The organism is Pseudomonas sp. S12(2018) (genome assembly GCF_024355235.1).
GTDB lineage: Bacteria > Pseudomonadota > Gammaproteobacteria > Pseudomonadales > Pseudomonadaceae > Aquipseudomonas > Aquipseudomonas palmensis.
Window position 1 is genome coordinate 178,555 of the sequence record NZ_QLAD01000009.1, and the last position, 15,501, is coordinate 194,055.

Here is a 15,501-nt window from a genome sequence, read left to right on the forward strand (position 1 = left end):
TCGGCAAAACCCTGTTACGGCACTATAAGCAATTGCTAATGCTGACCCTAACAAATATTGATTTTTGTTTATTCACGTTCGGCGCTAGGGTGATTATACGACTGGCCAGCGACGTCTGGTCACGCGCCGACCGGTACTGCCGGTTCGTTTGTTACCAACGGCTTTGGGAAGACTCCAGTGATAAAAAAAATCCTGATCGCCAACCGGGGTGAAATCGCAGTACGCATCGTGCGTGCCTGCGCCGAGATGGGCATTCGCTCGGTGGCGATCTATTCCGACGCCGACCGTCACGCCCTGCACGTAAAGCGTGCGGACGAGGCCCATAGCATCGGTGCCGAACCCCTGGCCGGTTATCTCAACCCGCGCAAGCTGGTGAACCTGGCAGTGGAAACCGGCTGCGATGCGTTGCACCCGGGCTATGGTTTTCTGTCGGAGAACGCGGAGCTGGCGGACATCTGCGCCGAACGCGGGATCAAGTTCATCGGCCCGGCCGCCGAAGTCATTCGCCGCATGGGCGACAAGACCGAGGCGCGGCGCAGCATGATCAAGGCCGGCGTACCGGTCACCCCGGGCACCGAAGGCAACGTGGCCGACATCCACGAAGCCCTGGAAGAGGGCGACCGCATCGGTTACCCGGTAATGCTCAAGGCCACTTCCGGCGGCGGCGGGCGCGGCATTCGTCGCTGCAACAGCCGCGAAGAACTCGAGCAGGCCTTTCCGCGGGTGATTTCCGAAGCCACCAAGGCATTCGGTTCGGCCGAGGTGTTCCTGGAAAAATGCATCGTCAACCCCAAGCACATCGAGGCGCAGATCCTGGGTGACAGCTTCGGCAACGTGGTGCACCTGTTCGAGCGCGACTGCTCTATCCAGCGCCGCAACCAGAAGCTCATCGAGATCGCCCCCAGCCCGCAGCTGACCCCCGAACAGCGCGCCTACATCGGCGACCTGTCGGTGCGCGCGGCCAAGGCCGTGGGCTACGAGAATGCCGGTACCGTGGAGTTCCTGCTTGCCGATGGCGAGGTGTACTTCATGGAAATGAACACCCGGGTGCAGGTGGAGCACACCATCACCGAGGAAATCACCGGTATCGACATCGTTCGCGAACAGATCCGCATCGCCTCGGGCCTGCCGCTGTCGGTCAAGCAGGAAGACATCCAGCACCGCGGCTTCGCGCTGCAGTTCCGGATCAATGCAGAAGACCCGAAAAACAACTTTCTGCCCAGCTTCGGCAAGATCACCCGCTACTACGCCCCCGGCGGCCCGGGCGTACGCACCGACACGGCGATCTACACCGGCTACACCATCCCGCCGTTCTACGACTCGATGTGCCTGAAGCTGGTGGTCTGGGCGCTGACCTGGGAAGAAGCCATGGACCGCGGCCTGCGGGCCCTGGACGACATGCGCCTGCAGGGGGTCAAGACCACCGCCGCGTACTACCAGGAAATCCTGCGCAACCCGGAATTCCGTAGCGGCCAGTTCAACACCAGCTTCGTTGAAAGCCACCCCGAACTGACCAACTACTCGATCAAGCGCAAACCCGAAGAGCTGGCCCTGGCCATCGCCGCCGCCATCGCCGCCCACGCAGGCCTGTGAGGAACCCTACAATGTCCAAGAAAATTTTCGTAACCGACACGATCCTGCGCGACGCCCACCAATCGCTGCTGGCCACCCGCATGCGCACCGACGACATGCTGCCGATCTGCGACAAGCTCGACAAGGTGGGCTACTGGTCGCTGGAAGTGTGGGGCGGCGCGACCTTCGACGCCTGCGTGCGCTTCCTCAAGGAAGACCCGTGGGAGCGCCTGCGCAAGCTGCGCGCAGCACTGCCCAACACCCGTCTGCAGATGCTGCTGCGCGGCCAGAACCTGCTTGGCTACCGGCACTACAGCGATGACGTGGTCAAGGCCTTCGTGGCCAAGGCAGCAGTCAACGGCATCGATGTGTTCCGCATCTTCGATGCCATGAACGACGTGCGCAACCTGCGCGTGGCCATCGAGGCCGTGAAGGCGGCCGGCAAGCATGCCCAGGGCACCATCGCCTACACCACCAGCCCGGTGCACACCATCGAGGCGTTCGTGGCCCAGGCCAAGCAGATGGAAGCCATGGGCTGCGACTCCATCGCGATCAAGGACATGGCCGGCCTGCTGACCCCCTACGCCACCGGCGAGCTGGTCAAGGCACTCAAGGCCGAGCAGTCGCTGCCGGTGTTCATCCACAGCCACGACACGGCCGGCCTGGCCGCGATGTGCCAGCTCAAGGCCATCGAGAACGGTGCCGACCATATCGACACCGCCATCTCCAGCTTCGCCTGGGGCACCAGCCACCCGGGCACCGAATCGATGGTTGCAGCGCTCAAGGGCAGCGAGTTCGATACCGGCCTGGACCTGCAACTGCTGCAGGAGATCGGCCTGTACTTCTATGCCGTGCGCAAGAAGTACCACCAGTTCGAAAGCGAGTTCACCGCCGTGGATACCCGCGTGCAGGTCAACCAGGTACCGGGCGGGATGATTTCCAACCTGGCCAACCAGCTCAAGGAGCAGGGTGCGCTCAACCGCATGAACGAAGTGCTGGCCGAGATCCCGCGGGTGCGTGAAGACCTCGGCTTCCCGCCGCTGGTCACGCCCACCTCGCAGATCGTCGGTACCCAGGCGTTCTTCAACGTGCTGGCCGGCGAGCGCTACAAGACCATCACCAACGAGGTGAAGCTGTACCTGCAGGGCGGCTACGGCAAGGCACCGGGGGTAGTCGACGAGAAGCTGCGTCGCCAGGCCATCGGCAGCGAAGACGTCATCGACGTGCGCCCCGCCGACCTGCTCAAGCCCGAGATGACCAAGCTGCGTGCCGACATCGGCAGCCTGGCCAAGTCCGAAGAAGACGTGCTGACCTTCGCCATGTTCCCGGACATCGGGCGCAAGTTCCTTGAAGAGCGTGAAGCCGGCAGCCTGACCCCTGAAGTGCTGCTGCCGATTCCGGAAGCCGGCGCGGTGGCCTCGGCCGGTGGCGAAGGCGTACCAACCGAGTTCGTGATCGACGTGCACGGCGAGACCTACCGCGTGGATATCACCGGTGTGGGCGTCAAGGCCGAAGGCAAGCGCCACTTCTACCTGTCCATCGACGGCATGCCGGAAGAGGTGGTGTTCGAGCCGCTCAACGAATTCGTCGGCGGTGGCAGCAGCAAGCGCAAGCAGGCCAGCGAGCCGGGCCATGTGAGCACCACCATGCCGGGCAACATCGTCGATGTGCTGGTCAAGCAGGGCGACACGGTCAAGGCCGGCCAGGCGGTGCTGATCACCGAAGCGATGAAGATGGAAACCGAGGTGCAATCGGCCATCGCCGGCAAGGTTGCAGCCATACACGTGGCCAAGGGCGACCGGGTCAACCCGGGCGAGATCCTGATCGAGATCGAAGGCTGATTCAGGCCTTCATCTGCAAGCGGTTAACCTCTGGGGAGCGAATTGCTCCCCTTTTTTTATCTTCTGTTGGATACGCCCGCTTCGGGTACCCGCCTCACGCACCCGTACGGCACGCTTCCAGCGTCTTGAGCTGACCCTCTGGGCGCTGGTTGTCCTCGCTCAGCCAGCGTTCGAAACCAGCGGCAATGGCCGGCCATTCGTCATCGGTGATGGAGTACCAGGCCGTGTCGCGGTTGTGGTCCTTGGTCACCATGTGCTTGCGAAACACCCCTTCGAAGGTGAACCCGAAACGCTCGGCCGCGCGCTTGGAGCGGGCATTGTCGTTGTTGCACTTCCATTCCAGGCGCCGGTTGCCCAGGGCGAAGGCCTGCTTGCCCAGCAGGTAGATGGCCTCGGTGCCCTTGGGCGTGCGCTGCATGGCCGCGCCGAAGGCAATGTGGCCGATCTCGATACGGCCCTGCTCGGGCACGATCGACATCAGGCTGAGGATACCCTGGGTCTGCCCGCTGGCCAGGTCGATCACGCTGTAGAACAGCGGGTCGCTGCTGGCGGCGTTGCTGTCTAGCCAGTGGTCGAAGTCTTCGCGCTCGGTGAATGGTCCGTAGGCCAGGTACTTCCACAGTGTCTGGTCGGCCTCGGGGCCCTGGAACACCGCCCACAGGTGCTCGCGGTCGCGGCGCGGGTCGAGTTTTTCCAGGCGGATGAAGCGCCCGACCAGCGGGACAGGCTGCGGGGCCTTGGCCGGCCGCCAGTTCAACGGTGTGCTCATGGTGGCTTCTCCGATTACAGGGCTTTGCGGAACTGGATGAAACCCGGCCGTTCGGCCACCTGTTCATACAGCGAAATACCGGTGGCGTTGGTTTCATGGGTCAGCCAGTGCACCTTGGTGCAGCCGGCCTGGCGCGCCGTGTCGTACACCAGCTCGATCAGCTGGCGGCCCACGCCCTTGCCGCGCTGGTTGGCGTCGACATACAGATCCTGCAGGTAGCAGGCGTTTTCCACCGTCCAGTTGGAGCGGTGGTAGATCCAGTGCACCATGCCCACCGCCTTGCCATCGACCCAGGCCAGCGCAGCGTTGGTCGGCTCGCTGGTGTCGAGCATGCGCTGCCAGGTCACGGCACTGACCGCCTCATCGATGCGGGTCTCATAGAAACGCTGGTAGGCCTGCCACAGCGGCAGCCAGGCGGCGTGGTCATCGGCGGTCACGGGGCGCAGGGTCACGGTAGACATCGAAGGATCCTTGTGTGCAATACAGGGGGTTGGCGAATGGCCCCATCCTAGGCAGGCTATTGGCTTATGGTAAGAGCCATTTCCGGCTTATTTGGTAGGTCCAATTTCATGAGCGAACGTAGCGTTGCCTTGCCCTTCGACCCCACCGGCATCGTGCTGGACCGTCGTCAGGGGCTCAGTCGCCAGTTGTACCAGGCGCTGCGCCAGCGCGTGCTGGACGGGCGCCTGGGTAGCGGCACGCGTCTTCCCGCCACCCGCGACATGGCCGCAGCGCTGGCCGTCTCACGTAACAGCGTAGTTCGTGCCTACGACCAGCTGTATGCCGAAGGCTATATCGAAAGCCGGGTGGGCGATGGTACCTACGTCAGTCAGCTGCCAAAACTATCCACAAAACTGTCCACAGGGTTATCCCTGGGTTTTTCCACAGGGTTATCCACAAAAACGGGTGATTGCACTGAGGATTTATCCAGTAAAGTTATCCACACGGACGTGCTGGAGCGCCTGGAAAACAATCATTTATCCGTGCATGAGCCTCGTGCGCCGCGGGCTTTTCAGGTTGGCATACCGGCCTTCGACCTGTTCCCCTTCGAGGTGTGGGCCAAGCTGCAGGCGGGTTTCTGGCGAAATCCCGACCCGGCGTCACTCGGTTACGGCGACCCGGCCGGAGAACCGCTGCTGCGCGAGCTGATTGCCACCTACCTGCGTCGCTCCCGTGGGTTGTCCTGCGTGGCTGAACAAATTGTGATCACCAGTGGTGCGCAGCAGGCAATCAGCCTTTGTGCACAGCTGCTGCTGGCGCCCGGTGACGGTGTGGCTGTGGAAAACCCCGGCTATCGTGCGGCGGGTAAAGCCTTCGCCATGGCGGGCGCGAAGGTGCATGGCGTGGGGGTGGATCACGACGGGTTGCAGTGCGCTGCCCTGGCCCAGTTGCCCAACTGTCGCCTGAGCTACGTTACCCCCGCGCATCAGTACCCCACCGGCGTCACCCTGAGCCTGGCGCGGCGCCTGGAACTGCTGGCCTGGGCCGAGCGCAACGACAGCTGGATCATCGAGGACGACTACGACGGCGAGTACCGCTACAGCGGCGCGCCGCTGGCCCCGCTGGCAGCCCTAGACCGCAGCGGACGGGTGCTGTATGTCGGCACCTTCGGCAAGGTGGCCTTTCCGGCGCTGCGTCTGGGCTACCTTGTGCTGCCGGCCCGGCTGGTGGAGGCATTCTCGCGCTTTCGGGCGTTGGCGGTGCGCCATTCCGAGGTCGGCACACAGGCGGTGATGGCGCAGTTCATGGCTAAAGGGCACTTCCAGCGTCATATCCGGCGCATGCGCCGCGCGGCGTTGAGCCGGCGCAATGCGCTTCTGGCCGGCTGGCCGAAGGCTGTGGCGGGGCTGGGAGCCTTGCCGGAGGTGGCGGCGGGCCTGCACCTGAAGATCGACGTGGACAGCCAGGCGCGCGAACGGGAACTGATCGCCCGTGCCGCAGCGGTGGGTGTCGAACTCAATGCGCTGAGTGATTACTGGTTGCCCGACACGCCGCTGCCTGTGGATAAGCGTGCCGGACTGGTGCTGGGGTTCGCGGCCGTGAACGAGGCCGCGATTGCCCAGGCCCTGGCACGCCTTGCACGTGCCTGGGTCGACTGAGCCTAGCCTTGACGGGCGCGCTCGAAACCCTCGAGCACGTTGACCGCGTTGACGCCGATTTCGGCCACGGCATAGCCACCTTCCATGATGAACAGGGTCGGCTTGCCCAGCTGTGCGATGCGCTCGCCCATGGCCAGGTAGTCCGGGCTGTCGAGCTTGAATTGCGAGATCGGGTCGTCCTTGAAGGTGTCCACGCCCAGCGAGATCACCAGCACTTCGGGGTCATACGCGCCGATGCGTTCGCAGGCTTCGTCCAGCGCGCCGCGCCAGGTGGCCCAGTCGCTGCCTGCCGGCAGCGGATAGTTGAAGTTGCAGCCCAGCCCGTCGCCTTCGCCGTGCTCGTCGGCATAGCCGAGGAAGAACGGGAATTCGGCCTGCGGGTCGCCATGGATCGAGGCGAACAGCACGTCGTTGCGCGCGTAGAAGATCTGCTGGGTACCGTTGCCGTGGTGGTAGTCCACATCCAGGATCGCCACGCGCTGGCGACCGTGGTCGATGAAGGCCTGGGCGGCGATCGCGGCGTTGTTCAGATAGCAGTAGCCCCCCATCACGTCGCTGGCGGCATGATGCCCCGGTGGCCGGCACAGGGCGAAGGCGCTGTGGGCACCGGCCTGCACCGCCGCCTGTGCGGTCAGGGCAACCTGCGCCGAGCTGTAGGCGGCCTGCCAGGTGCCGGCGGTGATCGGTGCACCGGCGTCGAAGCTGTAATAGCCCAGCTCGCCATGCAGGCCGCTGGGTTTGACCTGGCGCAGGCTGCGCGCCGGCCAGGTGAACGGCAGCAGGTCGCCGTCATGGCCCAGTGCGCTCCAGCGCTGCCAGGCGCCCTGAAAGAAATCCAGGTAGTCGGCGCTGTGCACGCGCAGCAGCGGTGCGCGGCCAAAATCGGTAGGGCCTTCGACGGGCCCCAGGCCCTGGGCCTTGACCCGCTCGAGCACATGGTCGGCACGCGAGGGCATTTCGAAGCAGGGCATCAACTGCCCGTCGATCAGCTCGCAGCGGCCGTGGTGCAGGCGATGGTCATCGGAATAGATCGTCAGCATTTTTTGTTCTCCGGGTTTACTGGCGTGGCCCCATTGTCGAGAGGTACGCCCACGGGCAGAACGGCGCAAACGGCCAAAAGGGGATCGATATGGCCAACACGGTTGTCCGCATTTCGCCCCCTCGCGGTGCATGCGCGTGTTTCAGGCGCGAAAATGGCTCGGTGCCACGCCGCTCCAACGCAGGAAGGCGTGTCGGAAGCTGGCCGGCTCGCTGAAGCCCAGCACCTCGGCGATGCGGTAGATCGGCAGCTCGTCCTCGGCCAGCAACTGCTTGGCCCGTTCGAAGCGCAGCTCATCGAGCAGCTGTTGATAACTGCTGCCCAGCTCGTGCAGGTGGCGACGCAGGGTGCGTGATGAACAGCTCATCTGCCGCGCCAGGCCCTCGAGGCCTGGTGGTGCCTCCAACTGCTGCTGCAGCAGCTGGCGAATGCGCCCGAGCCAGGCCTGGCGCCCGGTGAATTCCAGGTTCTGCCGGCGGCAGCGTTCGCTCATCGCACGGTGGGTGATCGGGTCGGCCAGGGGCAGGGCCCGGGCCAGCCAGTGGCGTTCGAAGGCAAAGGCATTGTCGCTGGCGCCGAACTGCAGCGGGCAGTCGAAAGGCGCGCTGTAGAGCGCCTGGTAATCCGGGGCAGGGTGAGCGAAACGCGCGCGCAGCAAGGGCAGCGGCTGGCCGAGCAGGTCGTTGCAGATGACCTTGAGCGACGTCAGGCAGAACTCGGCATTGAACGCCGCAAGCTCCGGGGCCTGGCCGTAGTCGCTGGCGCTGAACCAGACCCGCTCGCCGTCCTCGATCAGGCGCAGCTGGAAAAGTGTTCCCAGCAGCGCGGGGTACTGCAGGGCCAGGTGCAGGGCGTCACCCAGGGTGGCACCGGAAAGCAGGGCGTAACCGAGCATGCCGTAGGATGAAACGTGCATGCGCTGGCCCAGTTCCAGCCCGACTTCCCGGCGCATGGCCACGGCGTTGGCGCACACCCGCAGTTCCTGGTGCGTGGTGATGCGCCAGTCGGCGCGGCCCAGGTCGGCCGTGGTGATGCCGGTGCCTTCGAGCAGCCGCTGGGCGGCACGGTCTTCGTCCTTGAAGGCCTGCAGCATCAGGGAAACCGCGTTCAGGGTGGTGAGGTGGGAGTGGAGCATGCTCGGCATCCGGCTGAGGGGGCTTGGGGTTGAGTGAGCAATTTGTATGCCCTTCAGGGCCTGTTCGCTGGCAAGCCAGCGAAGGGCTCAACGTAATTCGCCAGCCAGGTCCAGCCCAACCAGCCGTCGCACCTCGTCAACCGGCAACTGGCTACCGAGCAATGCCTGCAATTTGCCGAACGCCGCCTCCCGGGTCATTCCGCCACCCGACAGCACACCGGCCTCGCGCAGGCGGCTGCCGGCTGCGTACACCTCCAGTTCGACCCCGCCTTCATGGCACTGGGTGATCGCCACCACCACGATGTCACGCGCGCGGGCCTGTTCCAGCACGGCCACGAACGCATCGTCATCACACGGCCCGGTGCCGCTGCCGTAGCATTCCAGCACCAGCCCCTGGACCCCGCTGTCGAGTGTGGCCTGTAACAGCGCGGCGTCGAGGCCTGGCACCAGCGGCAACACTGCAACCTTGGCCACATGCAGCGGCGCGCGATAAGCCAGTGCTGCCGGTACAGGCGCCTGCGCCGCACCGTCCGAGCGCTGCAAGGTCGCGAACGGGTTCCGGCCGAAGCTGCGCACCTTGGCGGTGCGGTTTGGTGCCAGCAGCTGACCGTGGAAATACAGCTGAACACCCGGCGACGTACCCTGGCTCAGCACCTGCAGCGCCCCCGTGAGGTTCTCCCACGCATCGCTGTCCGGCGTACCGGCCGGCAGCATCGAGCCGGTGAACAGCACCGGCACCGTCAGCCCGAGCAACTGGAAGCTCAAGGCGGCGGCGCTGTAGGCCAGGGTGTCGGTGCCATGCAGCACCAGCACCCCATCGCAGCCCTGGCCATCCACCGCCTCGATGATCGCGGAGCGCAGGCGCTGCCAGTAGCAGGGCGTCATGTTGGCGCTGTCGATCAGCGGCAGCAGTTCGCGGAACTGCCAGGCTGCCAGGCCCGGTTGCCCGGCCAGTTGCTCACGCATGCGCTGCTCGAAGCCCGACGCCGGGGCCAGGCCGCCGGCGCTGGCCTGCATGCCGATGGTGCCACCGGTGTACAGCACCATGATGTTGTGGGCAGGGGCCGGGGTCATGGCCTGTCTCCGTGCTCGACTGAAGGAAAGCCGACCACCTTACGCCATCCCCCGGCGCGCTGTCAGCGGCCGGGCCGCCCGAGTTCGCGATGGGCAGCGTGACGGCCAGCGGTTACCATCGCGCCTGCTTCAGGACGAAGGTGCCAAGGACGTGTCGACGAACAAGTACAAATCCGCGCAAGAGCGCCTGTGCGCCGCGGTGGACCTCAATTGCCCGGCATGCGGCCACGTCTGGTTGCCGAGCGAGGGCGAGCTGGAAACGCTCATGGGCGGGCAGCCGCTCACCTGTGCAAAGTGTGCGCAGGCACTGGTGTTGCCCGAGGCGGATCACCGGGCCATGAAGCGCCACCTCAGCCGTTCCAACTGGGCAGACCTGATCAGCGGGCTGGGCGTGGTGCTGTGCTTTATCGGGGTGCTCACGGTGCGCCATTACACGGGCGATCTGACCGCCTTCATGGTGGCGCTCTGCCTGGCGTTCGTGTGGTGGTTCATGAAGGAGATCGTCAGCGATTCGACCTTCCTGAATGTGCTGCTGCTGCCCTCGTCGGCAGAAGCAGCCGACACTACCCGTTCCCTTTAGGCGCCGGCATTGCTGGCGAAGGTCGCACCGCAGGCAAAAAAAAGGGCCCGGAGACAAAGTCCCTGGGCCCTCAAAAGGTGAGAGGTGTCTAGTCCCTCAACCTGGTGAGCGGTAGTACGGCGTCGGTTACGCTTTGAGCGGAACCAGACGCGGTGCAATCATGTTTTCCGGACGCAGGATGTCGTTGAGCATCGCTTCGTCCAGCAGGCCTTCCTCACGCACCAGTTCCAGTACGCCGCGGCCGCTTTCCAGCGCGATACGGGCAATACGGGTGGCGTTTTCGTAGCCGATGTACGGGTTCAGGGCGGTGACCAGGCCGATCGAGTGTTCGACCAGTTCACGGCAGCGCTGTTCGTTGGCGGTGATGCCGACGATGCAGTGCTCGCGCAGCATGTCCATGGCGCGTTGCAGCAGACGGATCGAGTCGAAGATCTTGTAGGCGATCAGCGGCTCCATCACGTTCAGCTGCAGCTGGCCGCCTTCGGCCGCGATGGTCAGCGCGATGTCGTTGCCGATGATGGCGAAGGCCACCTGGTTGACCGCTTCCGGGATAACCGGGTTGACCTTGCCGGGCATGATCGAGCTGCCTGGCTGACGCGCCGGCAGGTTGATCTCGTTGATGCCGGTGCGCGGGCCGCTGGACAGCAGGCGCAGGTCGTTGCAGATCTTCGACAGCTTGACTGCAGTGCGCTTGAGCATGCCGGAGAACAGCACGAAGGCGCCCATGTCGGAGGTGGCTTCGATCAGGTCGGCAGCCGGTACCAGCGGCTGGCCGCTGATCAGCGCCAGACGCTGTACGGCCAGGGCCTGGTAGCCCGGGTCGGCGTTGATGCCGGTACCGATCGCGGTACCGCCCAGGTTGACTTCGGTCAGCACTTCCGGCGCCAGGGTGCGCAGGCGGTTGAGGTCTTCGGTCAGGGTGGTGGCGAAGGCACGGAATTCCTGGCCCAGGGTCATCGGCACGGCGTCCTGCAGCTGGGTACGGCCCATCTTCAGTACGTGGCTGAACTCTTCACCCTTGGCAGCGAAGGCCTGGATCAGGCTGTCGAGGCTGGCCAGCAGCGCATCGTGACCCAGCAGCAGGCCCAGACGGATGGCGGTCGGGTAGGCGTCGTTGGTCGACTGCGCCATGTTCACGTCGTTGTTCGGGTGCAGGTACTGGTACTCGCCCTTCTGGTGACCCATCGCTTCCAGCGCGATGTTGGCGATCACTTCGTTGGCGTTCATGTTGGTGGAGGTACCGGCACCGCCTTGAATCATGTCGACCACGAACTGCTCGTGGAAGTCACCGCGGATCAGGCGGGCACAGGCCTCGCTGATGGCGGCGTGCTTGGCATCGCTCAGGTGACCCAGCTCGCGGTTGGCGTCGGCAGCTGCCTGTTTGACCATGGCCAGGCCGACAACCATTTTCGGGTAGTGCGACAGCGGCACGCCAGAGAGGTGGAAGTTGTTGGCAGCACGCAGGGTCTGGATACCGTAGTAGGCATCAGCAGGGACTTCGAGGGTGCCAAGCAGGTCTTTTTCGACACGGAACGATGCAGCAGCGGACATGATAGAGATCATCTCGAGTTAGGCCCGGCACATGCCGGAATGGCGCCAATCCTAGGCCTGCACGGATTTTGCGGCCAATGCTGTTGCACGCTAACCTATGCACAAACGGCATAACGTTCCATGTGACGCCAATTGACATTCGAGCGTGTACCATTTTGGTGCATGCCTGGAGAGCCCGATGAACCTCGAAAGCAAATGGCTGGAAGATTTCAGCGCCCTGGCCGCCACCCGCAGCTTTTCCCAGGCGGCGGAGCGTCGCTTCGTGACCCAGCCGGCGTTCAGCCGGCGCATTCGCAGCCTGGAGGCTGCGTTGGGGCTGACCCTGGTCAACCGCTCGCGCACGCCGATCGAGTTGACCGCTGCCGGCCAACTGTTCCTGGTGACGGCGCGCACGGTGGTCGACCAGCTGGGCGAGGTGCTGCGCCACTTGCATCACCTGGAAGGCGGGCAGGGCGAGGTGATCCAGGTGGCGGCGGCGCACTCGCTGGCGCTGGGCTTCTTTCCGCGCTGGATCGCGCAGTTGCGCAACGACGGTCTGAACATCGCCACGCGGCTGGTGGCGACCAACGTCGGCGATGCGGTGCACGCCCTGCGCGAAGGTGGCTGCGACCTGATGCTGGCGTTCTACGACCCGGATGCGGCCCTGCAGATGGACGCCGAGATCTTCCCCTCGCTGCACCTGGGGCACACCGAGATGCTGCCGGTGTGTGCAGCGGATGCCGACGGCAAGCCGCTGTTCGACCTGGAAAACGACGCCAGCGTGCCCTTGCTGGCCTACAGCGCCGGAGCGTTTCTGGGGCGTTCGGTGAATCTGCTGCTGCGCCAGCGCAACCTGCGCTTTACCACCATCTACGAAACCGCCATGGCCGACAGCCTCAAGAGCATGGCCCTGGAAGGCCTGGGTATTGCCTGGGTGCCGCGCCTGTCGGCCCGCGCCGAGCTTGAACGTGGCGAGCTGGTGATCTGTGGCGGTGCGCAATGGCACGTGCCGCTGGAGATCCGCCTGTACCGCTGCGCGCTGGTGCGCAAGGCCAACGTGCGCCTGCTGTGGCGCAAGCTCGAAGGCGGGCCGGCGACGGCTTGACTCCAGAGTCAGCCCGAAGCCCTGAAAAAGCCCGAAAAATAAGGCTTACAGTTGGTCGCCGGGGTGCATCAAACACACGGCTTTACGATATACTGCGCGGCCTTCGGTCGGTACACCCGGCCCTAATTCGCATAACAAGCCACGCCGGTCGTCCCTGCGTGGCTTGTTGTTTTTTGACGCGCCTGAAGGCGCCCAAGAGAAGAGGCTCGACGATGAGTGCACTGGTTGGCGTGATCATGGGCTCCAAGTCCGATTGGTCCACCCTTAGCCACACCGCCGATATGCTGGAAAAACTCGGCATTCCCTACGAAGTGAAGGTGGTTTCCGCCCACCGCACGCCGGACCTGCTGTTCCAGTACGCCGAAGAGGCCGAAGGCCGTGGCATCGAGGTGATCATCGCCGGTGCCGGTGGCGCTGCCCACCTGCCAGGCATGTGCGCCGCCAAGACCCACCTGCCGGTGCTGGGTGTGCCGGTGCAGTCGGCCATGCTCTCGGGCGTCGACTCGCTGCTGTCGATCGTGCAGATGCCGGCCGGCATCCCGGTTGCCACCCTGGCCATCGGCAAGGCCGGCGCGATCAACGCCGCGCTGCTCTCGGCGAGCATCCTGGGCGCCAAGCACCCGCAGTTCCATACCGTTCTGAAACAGTTCCGCGCTGAGCAGACAGACAACGTTCTGGACAATCCAGACCCGCGCCAGGCCTGAGGTCACACGCATGAAAATCGGTGTAATCGGTGGCGGCCAACTGGGCCGCATGCTGGCCCTGGCGGGTACCCCGCTGGGCATGAACTTCGCTTTCCTCGACCCGGCCCCTGACGCCTGTGCGGCCGCCCTGGGCGAGCACCTGCGTGCCGACTATGGCGACCAGGATCACCTGCGCCAGCTGGCCGACGAAGTCGACCTGGTGACCTTCGAATTCGAAAGCGTGCCAGCTGAGACGGTGGCCTTCCTGTCGCAGTTCGTGCCGGTGTATCCGAGCGCCGAAGCGCTGCGCATCGCCCGCGACCGGCTGTTCGAGAAGAGCATGTTCCGTGACCTGGGCATCCCGACCCCGGCCTTCGCCGACATCCAGTCGCAAGCCGACCTGGAGGCCGCCGTCGCCAGCATCGGCCTGCCGGCCGTGCTCAAGACCCGCACCCTGGGTTATGACGGCAAGGGCCAGAAGGTGCTCCGCACCGAAGCCGATGTTGTCGACACGTTCGCCGAACTTGGTAGCGTGCCCTGCCTGCTGGAGGGCTTCGTGCCGTTCACCGGCGAGGTGTCGCTGATTGCCGTTCGCGGCCGCGATGGCGAGACGCGCTTCTACCCGCTGGTGCACAACACCCACGACAGCGGCATCCTGCGCCTGTCGGTGGCCAGCGAAGACCACCTGCTGCAGAGCCTGGCCGAAGACTACGCGAGCCGCGTGCTCGAGCAGCTCGACTATGTCGGCGTGCTGGCGTTCGAGTTCTTCGAGGTCGACGGTGGCCTGAAGGCCAACGAGATCGCGCCGCGTGTGCACAACTCCGGGCACTGGACCATCGAAGGCGCCGAGTGCAGCCAGTTCGAGAACCACCTGCGCGCCGTGGCCGGCCTGCCGCTGGGCTCGACCGCCAAGGTCGGCGAAAGCGCCATGCTCAACTTCATCGGCGAAGTGCCGGCGGTGGCCGCGGTCGTGGCTATCGACGACTGTCACCTGCATCACTATGGCAAGGCCTTCAAGGCCGGGCGCAAGGTCGGTCACGCCACCCTGCGCTGCGCCGACATGGCCACGCTGGAGCAGAAGATCCAGCAGGTCGAAGCGCTCATCGCAGGCTGAGCGGAACCATTCCCGCCGCGCATCCCTCTGATGGCAGGATGCCAAAGCGCTGACTAGGCTTTGGCTCGTGCACTCAATTCAGAGGGAATGCCATGGGTATCATCGGAACCATCTTCATCGGCCTGATCGTCGGCTTGCTGGCACGTTTTCTGAAGCCGGGCGACGACAGCATGGGCTGGATCATGACCATTCTGCTGGGTATCGCCGGCTCTCTGGCGGCGACCTACGGTGGCCAGGCGCTGGGGATCTACCATGCGGGCGAGGGTGCTGGCTTCCTCGGTGCACTGGTGGGTGCAATCATCCTGCTGGTGATCTACGGCATGATCAAAAAGCGCTGACAGGGCGCTAGAATGCTCGGCAACTTTCCGTCAGTTGCCGAGCTTTTTTTCATGCGCCGAGTCGTACTGCTTACCCTGTTGCTGTGTAGTGGCCTGGCCCGCGCCGAGCTGCCCGAGACCGACTGGCTGGAGCTGATGCCCAAGTCGGACCAGAAGGCGCTGGAGCAGATGCCCGAGATCGACCACAACTCCCCCGAGGCGATGGGTACCTTTACCGAGAAGGGTGGCCTGAAGCAGAGCAAGGGCCTGCCGGCGGTGATGTATTCGAGCAAGACGGTGGCTGCTATGAACGGCAGGCAGATCCGTCTGGGCGGGTACCCGGTGCCGTTGGAGACCGACGCCAAGGGCAACAGCACGCTGTTCTTCCTCGTGCCCTATCCGGGCGCCTGCATCCATGTACCGCCACCGCCGCCCAACCAGCTGGTGCTGGTGCGTTATCCCCATGGCCTGAAGCTGGACGATATCTACACGCCGCTGTGGGTCAGCGGCACGCTGAAGGTGGAGAAGGTCAGCAATGACCTGGCCGATGCGGCGTATGCGCTGGATGCGGGGAAGGTGAGGGTTGTGGAGGACTCCGACCTGTAACCGCGTCGTCTGCATCGCGGGTCAAGCCCGCTCCCAC

Annotated in this window: 15 protein-coding genes; 9 read left to right on the forward strand and 6 right to left on the reverse strand. The window is 64.6% G+C overall.

Annotation, left to right across the window (positions count from 1 at the left end; translation table 11 throughout):
• Positions 1–177 precede the first annotated feature (177 nt).
• Positions 178–1,593: an acetyl-CoA carboxylase biotin carboxylase subunit gene (locus tag DN388_RS21260; RefSeq protein WP_043861526.1), complete on the forward strand. Its 1,416-nt coding sequence runs from the start codon at positions 178–180 to the stop codon at positions 1,591–1,593.
• Positions 1,594–1,604: 11 nt separating this feature from the next.
• A complete protein-coding gene (oadA, locus tag DN388_RS21265; protein WP_043861527.1) occupies positions 1,605–3,413 on the forward strand; it encodes a sodium-extruding oxaloacetate decarboxylase subunit alpha in 1,809 nt (602 codons plus the stop codon).
• Between the two features lie 94 nt (positions 3,414–3,507).
• Here the strand turns inward: oadA and DN388_RS21270 are convergent, their stop codons facing one another.
• Positions 3,508–4,182 (reverse strand): GNAT family N-acetyltransferase, encoded by a 675-nt coding sequence (locus DN388_RS21270; RefSeq protein ID WP_054916454.1) that lies wholly within the window; start codon positions 4,180–4,182, stop codon positions 3,508–3,510.
• Positions 4,183–4,196: 14 nt separating this feature from the next.
• A complete protein-coding gene (locus DN388_RS21275; protein WP_043861529.1) occupies positions 4,197–4,643 on the reverse strand; it encodes a GNAT family N-acetyltransferase in 447 nt (148 codons plus the stop codon).
• 108 nt (positions 4,644–4,751) lie between these two features.
• On the opposite strand from DN388_RS21275, the gene DN388_RS21280 reads away from it, so the two are divergent.
• A complete protein-coding gene (locus DN388_RS21280) occupies positions 4,752–6,281 on the forward strand; it encodes a PLP-dependent aminotransferase family protein (protein WP_078481434.1) in 1,530 nt (509 codons plus the stop codon).
• A 2-nt stretch (positions 6,282–6,283) separates the two neighbouring features.
• Here DN388_RS21280 and DN388_RS21285 read toward each other — a convergent pair whose 3' ends face one another.
• The 3 genes from DN388_RS21285 to DN388_RS21295 all read right to left on the reverse strand — a co-directional run bounded on the left by DN388_RS21285 (position 6,284) and on the right by DN388_RS21295 (position 9,529).
• Positions 6,284–7,321, reverse strand: coding sequence for a histone deacetylase family protein (locus DN388_RS21285; RefSeq protein WP_043861530.1), 1,038 nt, complete (start codon positions 7,319–7,321; stop codon positions 6,284–6,286).
• Positions 7,322–7,462: 141 nt separating this feature from the next.
• The gene (locus DN388_RS21290) at positions 7,463–8,455 is read right to left on the reverse strand and encodes an AraC family transcriptional regulator (RefSeq protein ID WP_123753559.1); all 993 of its coding nucleotides are present in this window, start codon (positions 8,453–8,455) and stop codon (positions 7,463–7,465) included.
• Positions 8,456–8,542: 87 nt separating this feature from the next.
• A complete protein-coding gene (locus tag DN388_RS21295) occupies positions 8,543–9,529 on the reverse strand; it encodes an asparaginase (protein ID WP_123753560.1) in 987 nt (328 codons plus the stop codon).
• A 151-nt stretch (positions 9,530–9,680) separates the two neighbouring features.
• Here DN388_RS21295 and DN388_RS21300 point away from each other — a divergent pair, with 151 nt between their 5' ends.
• Positions 9,681–10,109, forward strand: a complete 429-nt coding sequence (locus DN388_RS21300; protein WP_058541954.1) for a hypothetical protein — start codon at positions 9,681–9,683, stop codon at positions 10,107–10,109.
• Positions 10,110–10,235: 126 nt separating this feature from the next.
• Here DN388_RS21300 and aspA read toward each other — a convergent pair whose 3' ends face one another.
• Complete coding sequence (gene aspA, locus DN388_RS21305; protein WP_043861534.1) at positions 10,236–11,660, reverse strand: aspartate ammonia-lyase; 1,425 nt, start codon at positions 11,658–11,660, stop codon at positions 10,236–10,238.
• Positions 11,661–11,838: 178 nt separating this feature from the next.
• Between aspA and DN388_RS21310 the strand changes: the two genes are divergently transcribed.
• The 5 genes from DN388_RS21310 (at position 11,839) to DN388_RS21330 (ending at position 15,464) form a co-directional block, all read left to right on the forward strand.
• Positions 11,839–12,744, forward strand: a complete 906-nt coding sequence (locus tag DN388_RS21310; RefSeq protein WP_043861535.1) for a LysR substrate-binding domain-containing protein — start codon at positions 11,839–11,841, stop codon at positions 12,742–12,744.
• Positions 12,745–12,956: 212 nt separating this feature from the next.
• Positions 12,957–13,448 carry a 5-(carboxyamino)imidazole ribonucleotide mutase gene (purE, locus tag DN388_RS21315; protein WP_054916459.1) on the forward strand — a complete coding sequence of 164 codons (492 nt, stop codon included), beginning with the start codon at positions 12,957–12,959 and terminating at the stop codon, positions 13,446–13,448.
• Positions 13,449–13,458: 10 nt separating this feature from the next.
• Positions 13,459–14,541 carry a 5-(carboxyamino)imidazole ribonucleotide synthase gene (locus tag DN388_RS21320; protein WP_043861537.1) on the forward strand — a complete coding sequence of 361 codons (1,083 nt, stop codon included), beginning with the start codon at positions 13,459–13,461 and terminating at the stop codon, positions 14,539–14,541.
• Between the two features lie 92 nt (positions 14,542–14,633).
• The gene (locus DN388_RS21325) at positions 14,634–14,879 is read left to right on the forward strand and encodes a GlsB/YeaQ/YmgE family stress response membrane protein (RefSeq protein ID WP_043861538.1); all 246 of its coding nucleotides are present in this window, start codon (positions 14,634–14,636) and stop codon (positions 14,877–14,879) included.
• A gap of 51 nt (positions 14,880–14,930) precedes the next feature.
• Complete coding sequence (locus tag DN388_RS21330; protein ID WP_043861581.1) at positions 14,931–15,464, forward strand: DUF3299 domain-containing protein; 534 nt, start codon at positions 14,931–14,933, stop codon at positions 15,462–15,464.
• Positions 15,465–15,501: the final 37 nt, after the last annotated feature.